The following is an 18,451-nucleotide window of genomic DNA, read 5'->3' on the forward strand; positions in this document are numbered from 1 at the left end:
AGGGATCTTACAGTGCTGCAAGTGCCGCTTCGTAGTTTGGCTCTTCAGTGATCTCTGCAACCAACTCGCTGTGTGTTACCACACCTTTTTCATCAACAACGACAACTGAACGTGTTGTTAGGCTTGCTAGTGGACCTTCAGCAATCGCTACGCCGTAGTCTGATGCGAACTCAGGAGAACGGAAAGTCGAAGCGTGTTGAACGCCTTCAATGCCTTCAAGCTCGCAGAAACGACCCGCAGCAAATGGAAGGTCAGCAGAAATACAAACAACAACCGTGTTCTCAAGCTCTGCCGCTTTTGCGTTGAACGTACGTACGCTCATTGCACAAGTTGCTGTATCGATGCTTGGGAAGATGTTTAGAACGACTTTCTTGCCTGCAAGAGAAGCAAGAGTCAGTTCAGAAAGATCGCCTGCAGTCAGTGCAAAGCTTGGTGCTTGTTCGCCAGTTTGTGGGAATGTGCCAGTTAGCGGTACAGCAGCGCCTTTGAAGGTAACGTGTGACATGAATTTGTCCTTAATTTAATTATGGTTATGAAACTAGTTGAGCCTAGTAAGACTTACGTTACTCGGAAGTGATTAAGATGTGAATGCTTTAAATGTCAGAATTGTAATCAAAGGTCTTTGATTTATTTGTTTTAGGGGAAGAAAAGGTGGGACGACAGATAAAGAAAAACCCCGAGAGCTTGCGCTCATCGGGGTCTATAGTCTTACTCGCAGCAATCCGGCTACTAAGTGTGCTCCATGCATCAAATCCATGATAGTGTGCTGTTATCCTTCAGCGTATTCCTTTCGTCGCCTTCCTAGCGGTGTCCTTGATCTTATCCTGATCTGCCAACAATCCTCGTTAGCGCGCGTCACTTGTTCCTTGAGCGGTGTCCTTTACATCATCCTGATGTTCAGTCCTTTCCTCGTCCAGAGGTGTCCATTGTCTTTCCTTAGTAGCAACCATCCTAGTTACTATTGCGTCCATTCAATGTCCATTTCGCTATCCATGCCGATTATTCATCCTGAGTAATCGAATCTTCATCCTGAAGATAACCAAGTCCTTGGCGTTTCCTGTTCCGTGTCAGCATCCTTCCGACACCATTCATATTACCGATTCCTTATTTATCAGCAATGGTGCATAAGCGAATTTCTATATAATTATTTGAATGATAAATGTACGTATTGTTTAATTTCAATTGGTTACAATGTCTAGGTGCTTAATTTCGCAGTTAAATATCGATATTTACTCACTGCCTTGTAAGAGATCTCGCACAAGACAGGGAGTAAAAAGGGAGTATTTTCCCTTATTGGCCGATAGCGGCACCTTCACGACGAGGGTCTGCAGCACCTTCTAGACCATCTTTTGTGATGCGAATGGCGTGTAAACCCGAGTTAAGATCGCGAACGTTGACCTCAAATCCCATCTTTTCTAGCTCAGGTTTGAAGTTTTCCGCCGGTGTTCCTTTTTCCAAATCTAAGGTTCCGAAACGGTTTAGGAAGTGAGGTTGGTTGATCGCTTGTTGGATATCCATGTCCCACTGGGTATGGGCAATAATGGCTTGTGCGACATAACCTATGATGCGGCTGCCGCCCGGAGAACCGATCGCCATGTAAGGTTTATTGTCTTGCATGATGATGGTCGGTGCCATTGAAGAACGTGGACGCTTACCCGGTTCAAGTCTGTTCGCGATAGGCTTGCCATCGTTATGAGTCTTGAATGAGAAGTCGGTTAGTTCGTTATTGAGTAGGAAGCCTCTTACCATCAGGCGTGAGCCAAAAGCATTCTCAATGGTGGTGGTCATCGATACGACATTGCCATCGCTATCAACAATATTGAAGTGGCTGGTGGAAGGCAGCTCAATAGATACATCTTGGCTTCGTAGCATGGCGTGATCCCACGGTGGGGTGCCTGATGGCGCACTCTCTAATGCCTTTCCAGCAGTAATTAACTGGGCACGTTCCTGCAAATAGTCAGTATTCACTAACCCTTGGGTTGGCATTGGCACGTAATCTTGGTCTGCCATGTACATACCACGGTCTGCAAAGGCTAAACGAGAAGCGTCCGCTAACACTTGCCAAGATTTTGCATCGTTTGGTCCCCAGGATTTCAGAGCAAACTGCTCGGTCATCGCTAAGATCTGTCCAACCGTTAATGCGCCTGAACTTGGTGGTCCCATTCCGCATATATCGTAGCTCTCATAAGCGGAACAAACCGGTTCACGTTGCTTAATTGAATACGCATCGAAGTCTTTTTGCGCCAAGACGCCCGGGTTCCCTTTCGCGGTTTGTACTGTATTGATGATGTCAGCAGAAATCTCGCTTTGATAGAAAGCCTTAGCACCATCCTTTGAGATAGCGTTTAACGTTGCCGCGTATTCAGGGTTCTTAAGTAGAGTACCTGCGGTTTTCGGGCTGCCATCGGCATTGAAGAAGTAGGCTTTAGTTGTTGCAAAGCGGCTTAGTCGTTCTTGGTCATTTTCAATCAAGGTCGCTAAACGTGGGCTGATGGTAAAACCTTCTTCAGCTAGCTGAGCAATGGGCTTAATAAGTGATGCCCATTCTAACTTGCCGTATTTCTGGTGAGTGTCCCACAACAATTGCACCGTGCCCGGTGTCGCAACAGAACGGCCGCCAACCACAGCATCATAGAATTTAAGAGGTTGTCCGTTTTCGTCTTGGAATAGACGTGGTGTGGCATCAAGTGGTGCTGTTTCACGACCATCGTAGGTTTTGAGTTGCTTATCCTTGCCATCAAAATAAACAAGGAACGCACCACCACCAATACCTGATGACTGAGGTTCTACTAAGCCAAGCATGAGCTGAACCGCTACCATGGCATCAATGGCGTTACCACCACGAGCAAGCACATCAGCTCCAGCCTGTGTTGCTAATGGGTTGGCTGCTGTGACCATCCAGTCATTGGCTTTAACGAGCTGTTTGGTTTCTAAACCACTACTTTGTTCGGGTGCGACGGAATCGGCAGCTTGATTTGCCCAACTGACGTGAGAGGCAAAAAGTAGGGTAGAAGTGGCGAGGGTTGTTAGTTTTGTTTTCCACTGCATGATCTTCTCCTTTTAATATGCAGAGCTAGATTGGCAGTGGAAAGATGAGATAGCCAGAGTGTTGTTAATGAATTGTAATCTTGATTCGAATTTAAGCGATTAAACCGGACAGCGACTGCCAAAGAATACTCACGCCAATAAGGCTGAATACCACGCCACATAAGCCATCGATGTATACTGTTGCTTCGCTGAGTTTCTTTTGCAATGCCTTAGTCGAAAGCATCCACGCCAGTAGTGAGAACCAAAATAGAGACAGACCAAATAGGATGATGAGCGCAAAGCCTTTACTTGACAGAGACATGTCGGCAGGCACTAGGCTCGACATCAAGCTGATAAAGAACACCAAAGCCTTTGGGTTGAGAATGTTGGTCATAAACCCTTTAGAAAATGCATCTCGCTTGTTGGTCAGAATCAGATCTTTGGAATTGACGATATCGGCATCATCATCGTGGTTCTGAATGATTTGCCAGGTTGCTTTAAGTGCTCCGTAACCTAAGTACAGTAAGTAGCTACCGCCGGCTAGTTGGATAATGGCAAATAATGTCGGTTGTTGGTGGACTAGGTAACTGATTCCCGTCAGGCTCAGCAATGAGTGCAGCAAGATCCCGCAAGATAAACCAAGCGCAATGTACAAGCCTGTCTGTCGTCCGTGACGCGTCGCATTTTGCACGACTAACGCAAAATCAGGGCCGGGGCTCATCAAAGCGATGAAGTGGATAGAGGCTAGGGTGATCAGTATGGTGACTTCGTTCATCGTCAGTTCTCAATAACGTTGCCGCTATTTTTAAATAAGTAATCGTATTGAGCGTAGCTTACCGTGATTTGAAATCGAGCAATTGTAAATTATCAACACTTAGTTGATTTGTGAGGGTGGTACGCCGAACGTGGTTTTGAAAGCCTTAGAGAAGTGTGCCTGATCATAGAAGCCAACTTGGTGCGCAACCTTAGTACCACATATCCCAGACTTAATCAGGCGCATGCTTTGTTCCATGCGTAAACGGCTCAGCCATGCATAAGGCGTAATGCCCATTTTGTTTTTAAAATGGCGTTGGAATTGAGTCGTGGTTAAACCACACAACTCAGACAGTTGTTCTAATCGCACTGGTTGATCCAAATTCGCCATCAAATAATCTTTGAGTGTATCAATCGATTGATTACCCAGTTTGATGTCGCTTTTCGATCCAAATTCCGCATAACGATCGACAATCGTCGAGAATCCTTCGAAAGGTAAGCAATCTTGAGCGAGTTGGCTGATGTTTTGATTGATTAACAGGCCATGTAAGTTGCGTAATTGTGAAAATGCAGCTTGATCGGAGAGGATTAACTCAGAAAAGCTTAATGTGTGACCATTTTTCTTGGGATCGGCAAGATCTTGAAACCATTGGGGAGAAACCGCAAACACACTGACTTGATAACCCGAATCGAGCTTGGAGTGTCCATCATGCAGTTCATCGGGTGGCATGATAACAACTTGGCCAGCACCAACATTATGGCTCGTCCCTTTATAGACGAATTTCTGCTGTCCTTGGGTAATTAAGCCAATGTGAAAGTCCAAATGATAGTGGCGCTGAAAGGCAAACTCTTGGTACTGAGCTTGGATCAGGCTGATATCTTCTGTTGGAGTAGAGTAGTAGTGGACTTTATCCATGGTACAAAAAAGCTTGGTCAAATAGTCATCAATTCAACCAAGCTTATCTTCGTATTAAGGGATTGTCTTGTAAAAAACGATCAGTGTGACTGCTTAGCGCGTTTGTTCTTCTTGTTGTTACGTAGGCCATCAAAGCTGAAAATAACCAGAGCGCCCCAAATAAAGGCGAAGGTAATCGCTTTATCTGAAGTAAAGGCTTCGCCATAAATCAGCACCGCTAAAAAGAACATTAAGCTTGGTCCAATGTATTGGAAGAACCCGAGTGTCGATAGCTTCAAGCGGGTTGCAGCGCCAGTAAAACAAAGCAGTGGAACCGTGGTGATCACTCCGGCAGCAATCAGTAACAGGTTGAGTTGCATCGGGTTCATCGATAAGTCTGAGGTCGGGCTATCGGCAATAAACAGCAAGTAGGTTGCGGCGAGCGGCAGCATCACCAGAGTTTCAATGAACAACCCCGTTTGCGCCTCTAAGCTGACTTTCTTACGCAGTAAGCCATAAAAACCGAAGCTAAAGGCTAGGGCAATGGCGACGATCGGCACTGAGCCGAAGGCAATTAATTGAATTAATACACCAATCGCAGCCAGAGCCACCGCAAACCATTGCAGTTTACGCAAGCGTTCGCCAAGGAACAGCATTCCGAGTAACACGTTGATCAGTGGATTGATGTAATACCCCAAGCTGGCATCAAGCATGTGATTGGAGTTGACCGCCCAGATAAAGATCAGCCAGTTAGCACCCACTAAAACAGACGTCGCCACCAAATAGAGCATTTTTGGTTTCGAGGTCAAAGTGTCGCAGACTTTACGCCAGCTGCGGCCAATGTGTAGTAAGAAAGCAAGTAGGAAAAAAGACCATACTACACGGTGGCTAAGGATCTCTAATGGGGAAACGTCACTTAACGATTTGAAATATATAGGGGCGATACCCCACATGGTGTAAGCACCGACAGCAAGCAAAATTCCTTGGCGCGTACGTTGTTGTTCTTCTGGAGTCATGCATCTTTCTCTAGCACTGAGTGCTTATTAATAAGATTTATAAGAGAGTTGGTCAGTATAGGAGCGATAACCCTTTTCACCTAACAATTTGCGGTTTAATTCGCCAGCGTTCCCCTCTACAATGTGCGACTTGCTTGCCGAAGATGCTTGCTGATTTCATACCTCGATTAGGAACCACAATGACCGCCACTCTGATTGCTGAGCAAATACCAACCCCCGCGAATGATGCGCAAACCATCTTACAAGATGTGTTTGGTTATCAAACCTTTCGCGATGGTCAGCAAGAGGTCATTGATTTGGCCGTTGAAGGCAAAGATAGCTTGGTGATTATGCCAACCGGTGGTGGTAAATCTTTGTGTTACCAGATCCCTGCTTTAGTTCGTGAAGGGCTGACTCTGGTTATCTCGCCGCTTATCTCATTGATGAAAGACCAAGTCGATCAGTTGAAAGCCAATGGTGTGGCAGCTGAGTGTATTAACTCTTCAATGCCCCGCGACCAGTTGTTGAATGTGTTCAACCGTATGAATTCAGGTCAGCTGAAAATGGTGTATGTGTCACCAGAGCGTGTATTGATGCGTGACTTTATCGAGCGTCTTCAAGGCTTACCACTTTCAATGATTGCAGTTGATGAAGCACACTGTATCTCTCAGTGGGGACATGACTTCCGCCCTGAATACGCATCGTTAGGTCAACTTAAACAGTATTTCCCGCATGTGCCTTATATGGCGCTCACGGCAACCGCCGACGATGCTACACGTAAAGATATTATCTCGCGTCTGCAGCTTATCGATCCGCACACTTACTTAGGCAGCTTTGATCGCCCTAATATTCGCTACAACCTGGTTGAGAAGCACAAACCCGTATCACAGGTGGTTCGCTACCTAGAAACACAAAAGGGCAACTGCGGCATCATCTATTGTGGTAGCCGTAAGAAAGTGGAGATGGTGACCGAGAAGCTGTGCAATAACGGCATTCGCGCTGCGGGTTATCACGCCGGCATGGACACCGATGAACGCGCTTACGTTCAAGAAGCCTTCCAGCGCGATGATATTCAGATCGTGGTCGCGACTGTTGCCTTCGGTATGGGCATCAACAAACCCAACGTACGCTTTGTGGTGCACTTTGATATTCCACGCAACATCGAATCTTACTATCAAGAGACCGGTCGAGCGGGTCGTGATGGTTTGCCTGCTGAAGCCATGATGCTGTTTGACCCTGCTGATATGGGGTGGCTGCGTCGTATGCTTGATGAAAAAGAAGAAGGCCCACAGAAGCAAGTTGAGATGCACAAGCTGAATGCGATGAGTGCCTTTGCTGAGGCGCAAACTTGTCGTCGTCAGGTGCTACTGAACTATTTTGGTGAATATCGTGAGAAGCAATGTGGCAACTGCGATATCTGCCTTGATCCACCTAAGCATTTTGATGCGACCCAAGAAGCGCAAAAGGCGTTGTCTTGTGTGTACCGTGTGAATCAGTCGTTTGGTATGGGCTACGTGGTTGAAGTAATGCGCGGTATGCAGAATATCCGTGTGCGCGATAATGGCCACGATAAGCTGTCTACCTACGGCATTGGCCGTGACCACAGTCATGATTACTGGATCAGTATCTTCAGGCAACTAATTCATAAGGGGTTGTTGTTCCAAAACATCACCCGTAACTCAACGTTGCAACTGACTGAAGAAGCGCGCCCACTGCTACGCGGAGAAATGACGCTCGAGTTAGCTGTTCCTCGTCTAGACACCGCAGTGCGTAATGCTAAGTCCGATAAGCTAAGCAGCAAGAACTACGATAAGAAGCTGTTTGCGAAGCTACGTAAGTTGCGCAAGTCGATTGCTGATGAAGATGGTTTACCACCTTATGTGGTATTCAGTGATGCGACTTTGATTGATATGGCTGAAGTGCTGCCAACCTCATACGGTGAGATGCTGGCGGTTAACGGTGTTGGTCAGCGTAAACTCGATAAGTACGCAGACCCATTCTTAGATTTGATTCAAGATCACATCACGATACACGGTTAATTTTTAGGATCGTTTTAAGAAAGCCAAAGCTCATAAAAATGATTGGTTCATCGGATAAGAATAAGGTTTATAGGGAAATGACAACACAAACAGAATTTGGCTTAAGAGAGTATTTGGCTGAGGAAGGGCGTTTATTGATTACGTCTCCAAGTTTTGATTTTGATTCTTACGAAGTGTTAGGTGAAAAGCTGGTGGCGTTACTGTCAGCATCTGTTATTGAAAAGCAATGGGACGCCGACATGCACTCTTGGTTGATCGATTTTGAAGACTGTCGGATGTTCTTAAAGTCAGAACATTACAGTGAATCAATCTGGTTTGAGTTGTTAAACGCGGAAGAAAGCCGAGAAGAGTTTGATTATCTCGCGACGCTTTTTAAGCGCGGTTTCTAACTTTTAGCATCGCTTCCAAACGTAGCTTTTAAACCTGGCTTTTAAAACATAGTTTCTAACGCCATTCACCAATAAAAGTGAGAATAAACGTTTGCGTTTGTTCTCACCGTTGCAGCCAATATTGATTAATGTATAATCGCCCGCCGCTCAATAGAGCAAATTATAGATACATTTTTAATTCACATTATTGGTAAGAGCTTTCTTTGATTATTCGAAGAAATGACTCGATTTGGGTTCCCTCACCCCCAAACCAAACTAAAAAGGTACAGCATGAGTAACTTTACCCCTGCGCAACAGCGCAAAGCCCTAGCACTATTAGTTTTGTTCCATTTAGTCATCATTGCGTCAAGCAACTATCTGGTTCAGCTACCTTTTACCGTTTTCGGTATGCACACCACTTGGGGTGCTTTCACTTTCCCGTTTATCTTTCTAGCGACTGATCTGACTGTACGCATTTTTGGTGCGCAACTTGCTCGTAAAATCATTTTCTTAGTGATGCTACCTGCACTGGCCGTTTCTTATTTTTTGTCAGTGGTGTTTTTTGAAGGTTCATTCCAAGGCTTTAGCCAACTAGGCGAATTCAACTTGTTTGTTGCACGTATCGCTGCGGCGAGCTTCATGGCTTATTTACTGGGTCAAATCTTGGATGTGCATGTTTTCAACCGCCTACGTCAGCTTAAACAATGGTGGGTTGCCCCAACATGCTCAACGTTATTCGGTAATGCTATTGATACCATCGCGTTCTTTGCGATTGCTTTCTACCAAAGCCCAGATCCATTCATGGCCGAGCATTGGACTGAGATTGCCTTAGTCGATTACGGATTCAAACTTATCATCAGCTTAGGCTTATTCGTGCCTATGTACGGCGTGCTTCTGAACTACATTGTTAGAAAGCTAACGGCTGTGAACCCTGACTTTAAAGCGACAGGCGTGAACGTTTAAGGATCAGATTAGAAACGCATTAATGCAAAGATAAGAAAAAGCCCAAGTTAGTCTACTAACTTGGGCTTTTTTAATTTCTAGCGTCAGATACTAATATCAGAGGCATTCAATATTCAATGGCCAGCCAATATCGGTTTGTCTATTCGACTCGATCTCTAGCTCAGCAGCGGTCAGCGGGTTGTCTGCTAGCCATTGCTTAGAAAGCGTCAAGGTCAGATTGTTACCATCGGTTGCAAGCTTAAACTCAGGCTCTAGTGCTGGATTGCGACGATGAGTCAACAAAATAGCTAAACGCAAAATACGTAAGATACGCTTGCTGCTGGTGCCTGAAATAGCATGCTGCTCAGGTAATGAGGTTAACTGTTCACGGTAGCGACGAGTCAACTCACCCAAGTAGTGCTTTTGTGCTCGAGTAAAGCCAGGCAGGTCTAAGTTTTGCAGTAGGTAAGCGCTGTGTTCGCCGCCTTTTTTGAAATCGATGGTTAAACCAATCTCATGAAGCTTGGCTGCAGTTTGCAATAGCACACCAGCTTGTGGTTCTGAAACCCACTCTTCGGCACCCGCCTGATCTAGCAGAGTCTGTGCGACTACAGCAACTTGTTCACCGTAGCTTACGTCCATTTGATAGCGTGATTGAACACTCTTAATGGTACGAGCTCGGATATCTTCTTGGCGTAGTTCATCAACCATCTCGTAGGCTAAGCCTTCACGGAGTGCGCCGCCTGCGAGTGTCATTGAATCTATTTCAAGCAGCTCAAAAATCGCGATAAGAATAGAAAGACCACTTGGGAACACTAGTGCGCGCTCAAGGGTTAAACCTTCAATCTCAAGCTCTTCTAAGCGCTCTGTAATCATCGCTTGTTTTTGTAGACGCTTAAGTTTGGCATGAGTAATAACCTCATCCATGCCTTGCGCCAACATGATTTCTTGCAGTGCCTGAACGGTACCACTAGCACCAACACACACGTCCCATCCGATATCAGTGTAGCTATCTAGTATAGGAGCCAACGTCGACTTCGCCGCTTCAATGGCATTGTTAAAGTTGGTTGCGGTTAATTGGCGATCTTTAAAGTGGCGCTCAAGCCAAGTAACACAGCCCATTTTTAAGCTGGTTAGTGCTTTCGCGGAGAAGCCTTCACCAATGATCATCTCGGTGCTTGCGCCACCAATATCAACAACCAGTCGGCGGCCGCTGCCACCAGAAGTGTGTGCTACGCCTTTATAAATGGTCGCAGCTTCTTCTTCGCCGGAGATAACATTGATGTCGTAACCAAGTATCTGGTTCGCTTTCTCGAGAAAGATATCCACATTGATAGCAGTACGTAGGGTCGCTGTACCCACAATGCGGATATTTTCTTTCGGAATATCTTGCAGTCGCTCTGCAAAGAGACTCAAACAGTCCCAACCGCGCTGCATGGCTTCTGTACTAAGCGCATTATTTTCATCTAAGCCTGCAGCTAAACGCACTTTGCGCTTAATTTTAGCCATGGTTTGTACGCTGCCATCGATATGACGCACAACGAGCATATGAAAACTGTTCGACCCGAGGTCGATTGCAGCGTAAAGCGGTGGTGACACTGTTTGACTCATAAGCGACTAAGCTTCCTTGTTATGACGCGGTTGGCGTGGGCGACGGTTCTGGTTTGGTTTACGGTTACCGTTGCGTGGGCCATTGTTGTTTGAGCGGCGTTGTTGCGGGTTACGTGTACGTAAACGCAATGGTGCTGGTAGATCTTCTAATAGTGCAGAAGCATCGTAGTCAGACACAGGGATAGCATGCTCAATGTATTCTTCGATTGGTGGCAAGTTGATTGCGTAATCTTCACAAGCAAAGCTGATCGAGTGACCACTTGCACCAGCACGACCGGTACGGCCGATACGGTGAACGTAATCTTCACAGTCATCAGGTAGGTCGAAGTTGAATACGTGTGTTACTTGAGGTATGTGTAGACCACGAGCTGCAACGTCGGTTGCGACAAGTAGGTCAACATCACCTTTAGTGAACTGCTCAAGAATCTTTTCACGTTTCTTCTGAGGAACATCGCCAGTTAGCAGGCCAACACGGTGACCATCTGCAGCTAGGTGGCCCCAAACAGACTCACATTTGTGCTTAGTGTTAGCGAAGATGATAGCGCGCTCTGGCCACTCTTCTTCAACTAGAGTCTGCAGAAGTGCCATTTTGTGTTCGTTTGAAGGGTAGAACAGCTCTTCCTGAATACGGTGACCTGTTTTACGCTCTGGTTCAACAACTACATGCTCTGGGTTGTGCATGTGTTCGAACGCTAGCTCTTGTACGCGGTAAGACAATGTCGCAGAGAACAACATGTTCAGGCGATCTTTTGGCTCAGGCATACGGCGGAACAAGAAGCGGATGTCTTTGATGAAACCAAGATCGAACATGCGATCAGCTTCGTCAAGAACAACGGCTTGAATGTGGTTAAGGTTAAATACCTTCTGCTTGTAGAAATCGATGATGCGGCCAGTCGTACCAATTAAGATATCTGCGCCTTCTTCGATCTTACCTAATTGCTTGTCATAGCTTTCGCCACCGTAAGCAAGTGCGGCTTTGATACCTGTGCTTTCAACCAGAGATTCAGCATCGTTGTAGATCTGAATCGCGAGTTCACGCGTTGGTGCCATAATAATCGCACGTGGCTGGTTAGGCTTACGCCCTTCATGCTCAGGTGTTTTTAGCAGGTGGTTAAAAGTAGCAGTAAGAAACGCAAGCGTTTTACCAGTACCCGTTTGGGCCTGGCCTGCAATGTCTTGGCCGGTGAGCAGTACCGGGAGCGCCAAGGCTTGGATCGGGGTACAATAATCGAACCCTTTTTTCTCCAATCCTTCAATGACTTGCGGAAGTAAATCCAAGTCGGCGAACTTTTGCTCTGTGATATGCGTCTTTTTCATTGCTATAGAATATCAGCTTAAGCTTGCAATACGAAAGTAAATACATTCCAATAGGGCATCTATTTACTGGTTATCATCCAACCAGTTCTAAAAAATACATTGGAGTGGAAGATGAGTGATAAGATTTTGCAGCTAACTGATGACGGTTTTGATAACGATGTAATCAACGCTGCAGGCCCTGTTCTTGTTGATTTTTGGGCTGAATGGTGTGGTCCATGTAAAATGATTGCGCCGATTCTTGACGAAATCGCAGACGAGTACGAAGGCAAGCTCACAATCGGTAAATTAAATATCGACCAAAATGCTGGTACTCCACCAAAATTTGGTATTCGCGGCATTCCAACGCTACTTCTTTTCAAAGATGGCGGCGTAGCAGCGACTAAAGTTGGTGCTCTATCTAAAACTCAACTTAAAGAGTTCTTAGACGCTAACCTTTAATCAGGTCAGCAATTGAAAAGAAACCGTGCAGTTAACAAATGCGCGGTTTTGTTTTTTCTAAGCTATGGACTAGTCTTAGTTTTAGTGCTAATTTATCGCACGTTAATTGAACGAATTTCTCTTCTTGGTCGATCCTGTGACCAAATCCTTCTTAACTTAAGAAAACAGATCCTATTTTGACTAAACAAACTTCCACCACTATGAATCTTACTGAACTGAAGAACAGACCTGTGTCTGAGCTTGTTAAACTTAGCGAAAGCTTAGGTCTTGAAAATCAAGCTCGCCTAAGAAAACAAGACATTATCTTCTCCATCCTTAAAGCGCATGCAAAAAGTGGTGAAGACATCTTTGGTGATGGTGTTCTAGAAATTCTTCAAGACGGTTTTGGCTTCCTACGTAGCGCCGACAGTTCATACCTGGCTGGCCCTGATGATATCTACGTATCACCAAGCCAAATTCGTCGTTTTAACCTTCGTACAGGTGACTCTATTGGCGGTAAAATCCGTCCACCTAAAGACGGTGAGCGTTACTTTGCACTACTTAAAGTAAACACGGTTAACTACGACAAGCCAGACAACGCTCGTAATAAGATTCTTTTCGAAAACCTTACTCCTCTTCACGCCAACGAACGTATGGTTATGGAAGCGGGTAATGGTGCGACTGAAGATATTACGGCTCGTATTCTTGACCTTGCATCTCCAATTGGTAAAGGTCAGCGTGGTCTGATTGTTGCCCCGCCTAAAGCGGGTAAGACAATGCTTCTGCAAAATATTGCTCAAAGTATTGCTCGTAACCATCCTGAGTGTGAACTAATGGTTCTACTTATCGATGAGCGTCCAGAAGAAGTAACAGAAATGCAGCGTCTAGTTAAAGGCGAAGTAGTTGCTTCAACATTCGATGAACCAGCATCTCGCCACGTACAAGTTGCAGAAATGGTTATCGAGAAAGCAAAACGCCTTGTTGAACACAAGAAAGATGTAGTTATCCTACTGGATTCTATTACTCGTCTAGCTCGTGCATACAACACTGTGATTCCTTCATCAGGTAAAGTTCTTACTGGTGGTGTTGACGCGAATGCTCTACATCGTCCAAAGCGTTTCTTCGGTGCGGCACGTAACGTAGAAGAAGGCGGTAGCTTAACTATCATCGCAACAGCACTGGTTGATACTGGTTCTAAGATGGATGAAGTTATCTACGAAGAATTCAAAGGTACAGGTAACATGGAACTGCACCTTAACCGTAAGATTGCTGAAAAGCGTGTCTTCCCTGCGATTGATTTCAACCGCTCTGGTACTCGTCGTGAAGAGCTTCTTACGAAGAGCGATGAACTACAGAAGATGTGGATCCTGCGTAAGATTGTTCACCCAATGGGCGAAATCGATGCAATGGAATTCCTTATCGACAAGCTAGCAATGACCAAAACGAACGATGAGTTCTTTGACGCAATGCGTCGTCAGTAATATTGATTAGCTGATTGTTATTTAATAAGCGCTGCCCTCGGGTGGCGCTTTTTATTTGCATTTTTTTACGACAGCTTGCAGAATGAGCAAAAGTGTTACAAGGAAGTTAAAATGCAACATGGACTGTTGTCATCATTACTCCTGTCTACTTCACTGTTATTTTCACCGGTTGGTATGAGCTATGCCACCGAGATGTCTCCACTTACAGTAGAGTCTTGGCTTGAGAATGATCAAGTAAAACTGAAAACTGCTGAATTACTCGAGCTTGTCGTACGTGACGAAGTCAATTCGCTACGTTTTGCGCTTGAGCGTCTGACATTTCCCCAGCAAGAGGTGGCACGTTACCAGCTCTTGAAGAAGCTTGAAAAGCAACAAATCGCACTCACTCCCAAGATGTCTATCTTTATCGAGCAGCAACTCGCTATCACGCCTACTTATCAAGTGTTAGAGCGTGGAGATGGCTATGAGTTTACGGTACCAGCCTTTAATTACCCATCAATTGCTAATCGCCTTATCAAACAGTGGCGCCAAGATCAGAAGACACTGGTGTTTGTACTAGATGCAGAGAAACAGGAACTCGACCTAAAAGAGTGGTTATCTGGATCTGAGCATCAAGTTCAAACGCGAGAAGCACTGCTCATCAGAGAACTAGACAGTTTGTCTCCTGAAGCGGTTGATTATCTGACCAAGCAACTTACCGAATCTTCTATTGTTAGCTGGTTACCTTCTACTGAGGTAGTGGTTCGATTAGCGCAAGTGAGCGAAGACCCAGAGGTCTATAAGATTCTATGGCGAATGAAGGCCGATTATCATAGCCAAAGTGAGTTAGTTCGCCTTGCCGAAACCAAACAAACGTTCGCGCTTGAGCAGGTAATGGCTGCGACTAAAAACCCGCGCTTGAAAGATGAAGCAATTACTTTACTCACCAAGGTTAATCCATTATCAGAAGAGGTGAAGCAGTTTCTTGTCTCTCGGATGGCGATTGCCGATGACGCACCATTAGTCGCGCGTGAACTCGCCAAGCAAGGTCATACGCGATGGTTGCAAGATCTCGTCAATGATAACCCTCAGGTGAAGAGCTCTTTGATCGAGCAAGCATTACCGTAAAGTGGATTTTGCCTCTCAATAACCACACTAAAAAGGGGGATCTCAGTGTCACCCTTTTTGATATACTGAGCGCAGAATAATCAGCATGTAGAAGTCCTATGAGTTTTAAAGATTTACGTGATTTTATCGACCACCTTGAAAGTATTGGTCAGTTGAAACGCATTTCTCACCCAGTTGATCCAGACTACGAAATGACCGAGATTAGCGACCGTACTCTACGTGCTGGTGGCCCGGCTCTTTTGTTTGAAAATCCAGTAGGCTATGACATGCCTGTTTTGACCAATCTATTTGGTACACCTAATCGTGTTGCTATTGGTATGGGGCGTCAGGAAGTCAAAGAATTGCGTGAGGTGGGTAAGTTGCTTGCTTACCTAAAAGAACCTGAGCCACCAAAAGGCTTTAAAGATGCTCTTGATAAACTGCCTGTGTTTAAGCAAGTCTTAAACATGCCGGCTAAACGTCTTCGAAAAGCGGCTTGCCAACAAGTGGTGTGGCAAGGCGACGACGTCGATCTAGATAAAATTCCCGTGATGAGCTGTTGGGCTGACGATGTCGCGCCATTGCTAACGTGGGGTTTAACGGTTACTCGTGGTCCTAACAAGAAACGTCAAAACTTAGGTATCTATCGTCAGCAGAAGATCGGCAAGAATAAAATCATCATGCGTTGGTTAGCCCACCGTGGTGGTGCGTTGGATCTGCGCGATTGGATGGAAACTAATCCAGGTAAACCATTCCCAGTATCAGTAGCGTTTGGCGCAGACCCTGCCACCATTCTTGGCGCGGTTACACCAGTGCCGGATACTTTATCTGAATACGCGTTTGCAGGCTTATTACGCGGCAGTAAAACCGAGGTCGTTAAATCCATCAGCAATGACTTAGAAGTCCCTGCAAGTGCGGAAATCGTGATGGAAGGTTACATCGACCCGAATGAATTCGCGGACGAAGGCCCATACGGAGACCACACGGGTTACTACAACGAGAAAGAAAAGCACCATGTGTTTACGATTACTCATGTAACCATGCGTGAGAATCCTATTTACCACAGCACGTATACTGGCCGTCCACCGGATGAGCCTGCGGTATTGGGTGTTGCATTAAACGAAGTGTTTGTTCCTATCCTTCAAAAGCAGTTCCCAGAGATAGAAGACTTTTACCTGCCACCTGAGGGCTGTTCGTACCGAATGGCTGTAGTGACTATGAAGAAGCAATATCCAGGTCACGCTAAGCGTGTGATGATGGGTGTATGGTCTTTCTTACGCCAATTCATGTACACCAAATTTGTATTGGTGTGTGATGAAAATGTGGATGCACGCGATTGGTCTCAAGTAACTACAGCGATGTGCGAACATATGGATCCGTCACGCGATAGCTTGTTGATAGAGAACACGCCTATCGACTCGTTGGATTTTGCATCACCCGTAGTTGGGTTGGGCTCTAAGATGGGTCTAGATATCACTAAGAAGTGGGATGCAGAGTTAGCGCTATCGCCTGATGTACAATCAGCACCAGTAAATAGTGAACGTATAGAAGGTAGCTTGGCTGAGTTAAACAAGGCTCACCCTGAAATTATTGATATTCATCTACAGAACGACAACGCAAGCATGGTTGTGGTGTCTATTGATAAACAAGCTGCAGGCAATGGCAAGAAAATCATGGAAGCAGTTTGGTCTCAATTTGATGAGAATAAGTTTGTTGTCGTGTGTGATGGCGATGTCAAAGTGAGTGACTGGAATGACATCATTTGGGCGGTAACAACAAGAATGGATCCGGCCAGAGATACGTTGTTCCTTCAGAACGAAACAGGACACTCCAAAATGGGATTAGATGCGACCAATAAATGGGAAGGCGAATGCCTTCGCGAGTGGGGCGTTCCTATTACAAAAGATCCTGATGTCGTGAAAAAGATTGATAGCATCTGGGAACAGCTAGGAATTTCATGAGCTACCAAGTAGTCTTATATCCAGAAAACATCAGTTTCACAGTAGAAAAAGGGCAAACGGTCTTGGATGCTGCGCTCAACAGCGATATCTATTTCCCAAACCGTTGCCAAGTTGGCGCATGCGCGATGTGTATGTGTAAAAAATTAGACGGGCAAGTGAGTTACCATCTTGAACCCATGCTCACAGAGAAAGAGCAGGAACAGGGTTGGATTTTCGCTTGCCAAGCATTTGCAGAAAGTAATTTAGTTCTAACCTTTGCCGATTAAGGGTTAGTAAGAGGAAGAACATGACTATTAAATGTAAAGTGAAGTCTATCGAGCCTTTGGCTTGTAACACTTACCAAATCCTACTTCACCCAGAAACACCTGTCTCTTTTAAAGCGGGCCAGTACCTGATGGTTGAAATGGGCGAGAAAGATAAACGTCCATTTTCTATTGCAAGCAGTCCATGCCGCCATGAAGGTGAGCTTGAGTTACATATTGGTGCCGCTGAGCACAATGCTTACGCATTAGAAGTGGTTGAAGCGATGAAGAAAGCGCAAGCAGAAGATGGCGATATCGCTATTGATGCACCACACGGTGATGCGTGGATTAAAGAAGAAAGCGAACGCCCTCTATTATTGATTGCTGGTGGTACTGGTTTTAGCTACGTACGTTCAATCCTAGATCACTGCATCGCGCAAAACAGCAAAAAAGAGATTCACTTATACTGGGGCGCAAAAGACGAGTGCCAGTTATATGCAAAAGAAGAGCTAGTAGGCATCGCAGAAAAGCACAGCAATGTGCACTTTGTACCGGTAGTAGAAGAAGCACCTGAAGTATGGCACGGCCAAACTGGTAATGTACTTGAAGCGATTACGCAAAGTTTCGAATCACTGGCTGATTTCGATATCTATATTGCAGGTCGTTTTGAAATGGCAGGTGCTGCAAGAGACCTATTTACTCAGAATAAAGCAGCAAAGCGAGACCATATGTACGCTGATGCTTACGCCTTTATCTAATAATACACTTAGATTTTGAGTGAAAAGAGAGCAGAAATGCTCTCTTTTTTACGTTTAGGTGAACTATTAGGCAGTTAACCTCTATTTATTCATTTTTTATGAAAAAGTAGTTGCTAACCTGAGAGGGTTCCCTATAATGCGACCCCACTGAGACGGCAGTCGCCACAAGGCTTCAGCAAGAATCAGTAAGACGGAAAGCGACAAAAAATTAATTTTCAAAAAGTGTTTGACACTGAATGTTAATTCGCTAAAATGGCCGTCCACTTCGAGAGACTCCTTAGTTAAAAGGAGCGCTCAAGAAGTAAAGCTCTTTAACAATTTAAACCTATCAATCTGTGTGGGCACTCGTTGATGAATATCAAAACGTTTTATCGTTAGATAAAACAGATTCTTCGGAATCAAAATTGATTTCAATGAACTGAGTGACCAATACGTTTAACTACTTGTAGTTATTCGGCACAGTCAATTCATTACCATTCTGTTCCTATTTATTTAAGAAGAGAGGGGTAATAGCTTTAGAATTACATGTTCATGTTTACATGAATATTAGTTTTGAAGT

General features: G+C 45.1%; 16 protein-coding genes. 9 read left to right on the top strand and 7 right to left on the bottom strand.

Going from position 1 to position 18,451, the window contains the following annotated elements:
• Window positions 1-7: 7 nt before the first annotated feature.
• The 5 genes from tpx to rarD all read right to left on the bottom strand — a co-directional run bounded on the left by tpx (window position 8) and on the right by rarD (window position 5,691).
• Entirely contained in the window at window positions 8-505 is a 498-nt protein-coding gene (gene tpx, locus BCT34_RS01115; protein WP_076654521.1) for a thiol peroxidase, read from the bottom strand.
• Window positions 506-1,290: 785 nt separating this feature from the next.
• A complete protein-coding gene (gene ggt, locus BCT34_RS01125) occupies window positions 1,291-3,048 on the bottom strand; it encodes a gamma-glutamyltransferase (RefSeq protein ID WP_076654520.1) in 1,758 nt (585 codons plus the stop codon).
• Between the two features lie 91 nt (window positions 3,049-3,139).
• Complete coding sequence (locus tag BCT34_RS01130) at window positions 3,140-3,802, bottom strand: LysE family translocator (protein WP_076654519.1); 663 nt, start codon at window positions 3,800-3,802, stop codon at window positions 3,140-3,142.
• Window positions 3,803-3,901: 99 nt separating this feature from the next.
• Window positions 3,902-4,696: an AraC family transcriptional regulator gene (locus tag BCT34_RS01135; protein WP_076654518.1), complete on the bottom strand. Its 795-nt coding sequence runs from the start codon at window positions 4,694-4,696 to the stop codon at window positions 3,902-3,904.
• Between the two features lie 80 nt (window positions 4,697-4,776).
• Entirely contained in the window at window positions 4,777-5,691 is a 915-nt protein-coding gene (gene rarD / locus BCT34_RS01140) for an EamA family transporter RarD (protein ID WP_076654517.1), read from the bottom strand.
• Between the two features lie 179 nt (window positions 5,692-5,870).
• Between rarD and recQ the strand changes: the two genes are divergently transcribed.
• From recQ to BCT34_RS01155, 3 genes are all read left to right on the top strand, one after another.
• On the top strand, window positions 5,871-7,709 hold the full coding sequence (recQ, locus tag BCT34_RS01145) for an ATP-dependent DNA helicase RecQ (protein ID WP_076654516.1): 1,839 nt from the start codon (window positions 5,871-5,873) through the stop codon (window positions 7,707-7,709).
• Window positions 7,710-7,786: 77 nt separating this feature from the next.
• Window positions 7,787-8,098, top strand: a complete 312-nt coding sequence (locus BCT34_RS01150; RefSeq protein ID WP_076654515.1) for a DUF3630 family protein — start codon at window positions 7,787-7,789, stop codon at window positions 8,096-8,098.
• 270 nt (window positions 8,099-8,368) lie between these two features.
• Window positions 8,369-9,040: a 7-cyano-7-deazaguanine/7-aminomethyl-7-deazaguanine transporter gene (locus BCT34_RS01155; protein WP_048613244.1), complete on the top strand. Its 672-nt coding sequence runs from the start codon at window positions 8,369-8,371 to the stop codon at window positions 9,038-9,040.
• A gap of 96 nt (window positions 9,041-9,136) precedes the next feature.
• On the opposite strand, the gene gppA is transcribed toward BCT34_RS01155, so the two are convergent.
• Together gppA and rhlB are read right to left on the bottom strand one after the other, a co-directional pair.
• Entirely contained in the window at window positions 9,137-10,630 is a 1,494-nt protein-coding gene (gppA, locus tag BCT34_RS01160; protein WP_076654514.1) for a guanosine-5'-triphosphate,3'-diphosphate diphosphatase, read from the bottom strand.
• Window positions 10,631-10,636: 6 nt separating this feature from the next.
• The gene (gene rhlB / locus BCT34_RS01165) at window positions 10,637-11,947 is read right to left on the bottom strand and encodes an ATP-dependent RNA helicase RhlB (RefSeq protein WP_076654513.1); all 1,311 of its coding nucleotides are present in this window, start codon (window positions 11,945-11,947) and stop codon (window positions 10,637-10,639) included.
• 111 nt (window positions 11,948-12,058) lie between these two features.
• Between rhlB and trxA the strand changes: the two genes are divergently transcribed.
• From trxA to fre, 6 genes are all read left to right on the top strand, one after another.
• A complete protein-coding gene (gene trxA / locus BCT34_RS01170; protein ID WP_010440700.1) occupies window positions 12,059-12,385 on the top strand; it encodes a thioredoxin TrxA in 327 nt (108 codons plus the stop codon).
• Between the two features lie 200 nt (window positions 12,386-12,585).
• On the top strand, window positions 12,586-13,845 hold the full coding sequence (gene rho, locus BCT34_RS01175) for a transcription termination factor Rho (RefSeq protein WP_076654512.1): 1,260 nt from the start codon (window positions 12,586-12,588) through the stop codon (window positions 13,843-13,845).
• A 111-nt stretch (window positions 13,846-13,956) separates the two neighbouring features.
• Window positions 13,957-14,952, top strand: coding sequence for a hypothetical protein (locus tag BCT34_RS01180; protein ID WP_076654511.1), 996 nt, complete (start codon window positions 13,957-13,959; stop codon window positions 14,950-14,952).
• A 98-nt stretch (window positions 14,953-15,050) separates the two neighbouring features.
• Window positions 15,051-16,892: a 4-hydroxy-3-polyprenylbenzoate decarboxylase gene (gene ubiD / locus BCT34_RS01185; protein WP_076654510.1), complete on the top strand. Its 1,842-nt coding sequence runs from the start codon at window positions 15,051-15,053 to the stop codon at window positions 16,890-16,892.
• Complete coding sequence (locus BCT34_RS01190; RefSeq protein ID WP_076654509.1) at window positions 16,889-17,158, top strand: 2Fe-2S iron-sulfur cluster-binding protein; 270 nt, start codon at window positions 16,889-16,891, stop codon at window positions 17,156-17,158. Before ubiD ends, BCT34_RS01190 begins: the two co-directional genes overlap by 4 nt.
• 20 nt (window positions 17,159-17,178) lie before the next feature.
• Window positions 17,179-17,892, top strand: coding sequence for an NAD(P)H-flavin reductase (gene fre, locus BCT34_RS01195; RefSeq protein WP_076654508.1), 714 nt, complete (start codon window positions 17,179-17,181; stop codon window positions 17,890-17,892).
• Window positions 17,893-18,451 lie beyond the last annotated feature (559 nt).

It is taken from the genome of Vibrio sp. 10N.261.45.E2, from assembly GCF_002875705.1.
GTDB lineage: Bacteria > Pseudomonadota > Gammaproteobacteria > Enterobacterales > Vibrionaceae > Vibrio.

What these genes read in the sequence shown, in the direction of transcription:
- tpx (WP_076654521.1), bottom strand. Translation starts at nt 505, where the DNA reads ATGTCACACGTTACCTTCAAAGGCGCTGCTGTACCGCTAACTGGCACA.
- ggt (WP_076654520.1), bottom strand. Translation starts at nt 3,048, where the DNA reads ATGCAGTGGAAAACAAAACTAACAACCCTCGCCACTTCTACCCTACTT.
- BCT34_RS01130 (WP_076654519.1), bottom strand. Translation starts at nt 3,802, where the DNA reads ATGAACGAAGTCACCATACTGATCACCCTAGCCTCTATCCACTTCATC.
- BCT34_RS01135 (WP_076654518.1), bottom strand. Translation starts at nt 4,696, where the DNA reads ATGGATAAAGTCCACTACTACTCTACTCCAACAGAAGATATCAGCCTG.
- rarD (WP_076654517.1), bottom strand. Translation starts at nt 5,691, where the DNA reads ATGACTCCAGAAGAACAACAACGTACGCGCCAAGGAATTTTGCTTGCT.
- recQ (WP_076654516.1), top strand. Translation starts at nt 5,871, where the DNA reads ATGACCGCCACTCTGATTGCTGAGCAAATACCAACCCCCGCGAATGAT.
- BCT34_RS01150 (WP_076654515.1), top strand. Translation starts at nt 7,787, where the DNA reads ATGACAACACAAACAGAATTTGGCTTAAGAGAGTATTTGGCTGAGGAA.
- BCT34_RS01155 (WP_048613244.1), top strand. Translation starts at nt 8,369, where the DNA reads ATGAGTAACTTTACCCCTGCGCAACAGCGCAAAGCCCTAGCACTATTA.
- gppA (WP_076654514.1), bottom strand. Translation starts at nt 10,630, where the DNA reads ATGAGTCAAACAGTGTCACCACCGCTTTACGCTGCAATCGACCTCGGG.
- rhlB (WP_076654513.1), bottom strand. Translation starts at nt 11,947, where the DNA reads ATGAAAAAGACGCATATCACAGAGCAAAAGTTCGCCGACTTGGATTTA.
- trxA (WP_010440700.1), top strand. Translation starts at nt 12,059, where the DNA reads ATGAGTGATAAGATTTTGCAGCTAACTGATGACGGTTTTGATAACGAT.
- rho (WP_076654512.1), top strand. Translation starts at nt 12,586, where the DNA reads ATGAATCTTACTGAACTGAAGAACAGACCTGTGTCTGAGCTTGTTAAA.
- BCT34_RS01180 (WP_076654511.1), top strand. Translation starts at nt 13,957, where the DNA reads ATGCAACATGGACTGTTGTCATCATTACTCCTGTCTACTTCACTGTTA.
- ubiD (WP_076654510.1), top strand. Translation starts at nt 15,051, where the DNA reads ATGAGTTTTAAAGATTTACGTGATTTTATCGACCACCTTGAAAGTATT.
- BCT34_RS01190 (WP_076654509.1), top strand. Translation starts at nt 16,889, where the DNA reads ATGAGCTACCAAGTAGTCTTATATCCAGAAAACATCAGTTTCACAGTA.
- fre (WP_076654508.1), top strand. Translation starts at nt 17,179, where the DNA reads ATGACTATTAAATGTAAAGTGAAGTCTATCGAGCCTTTGGCTTGTAAC.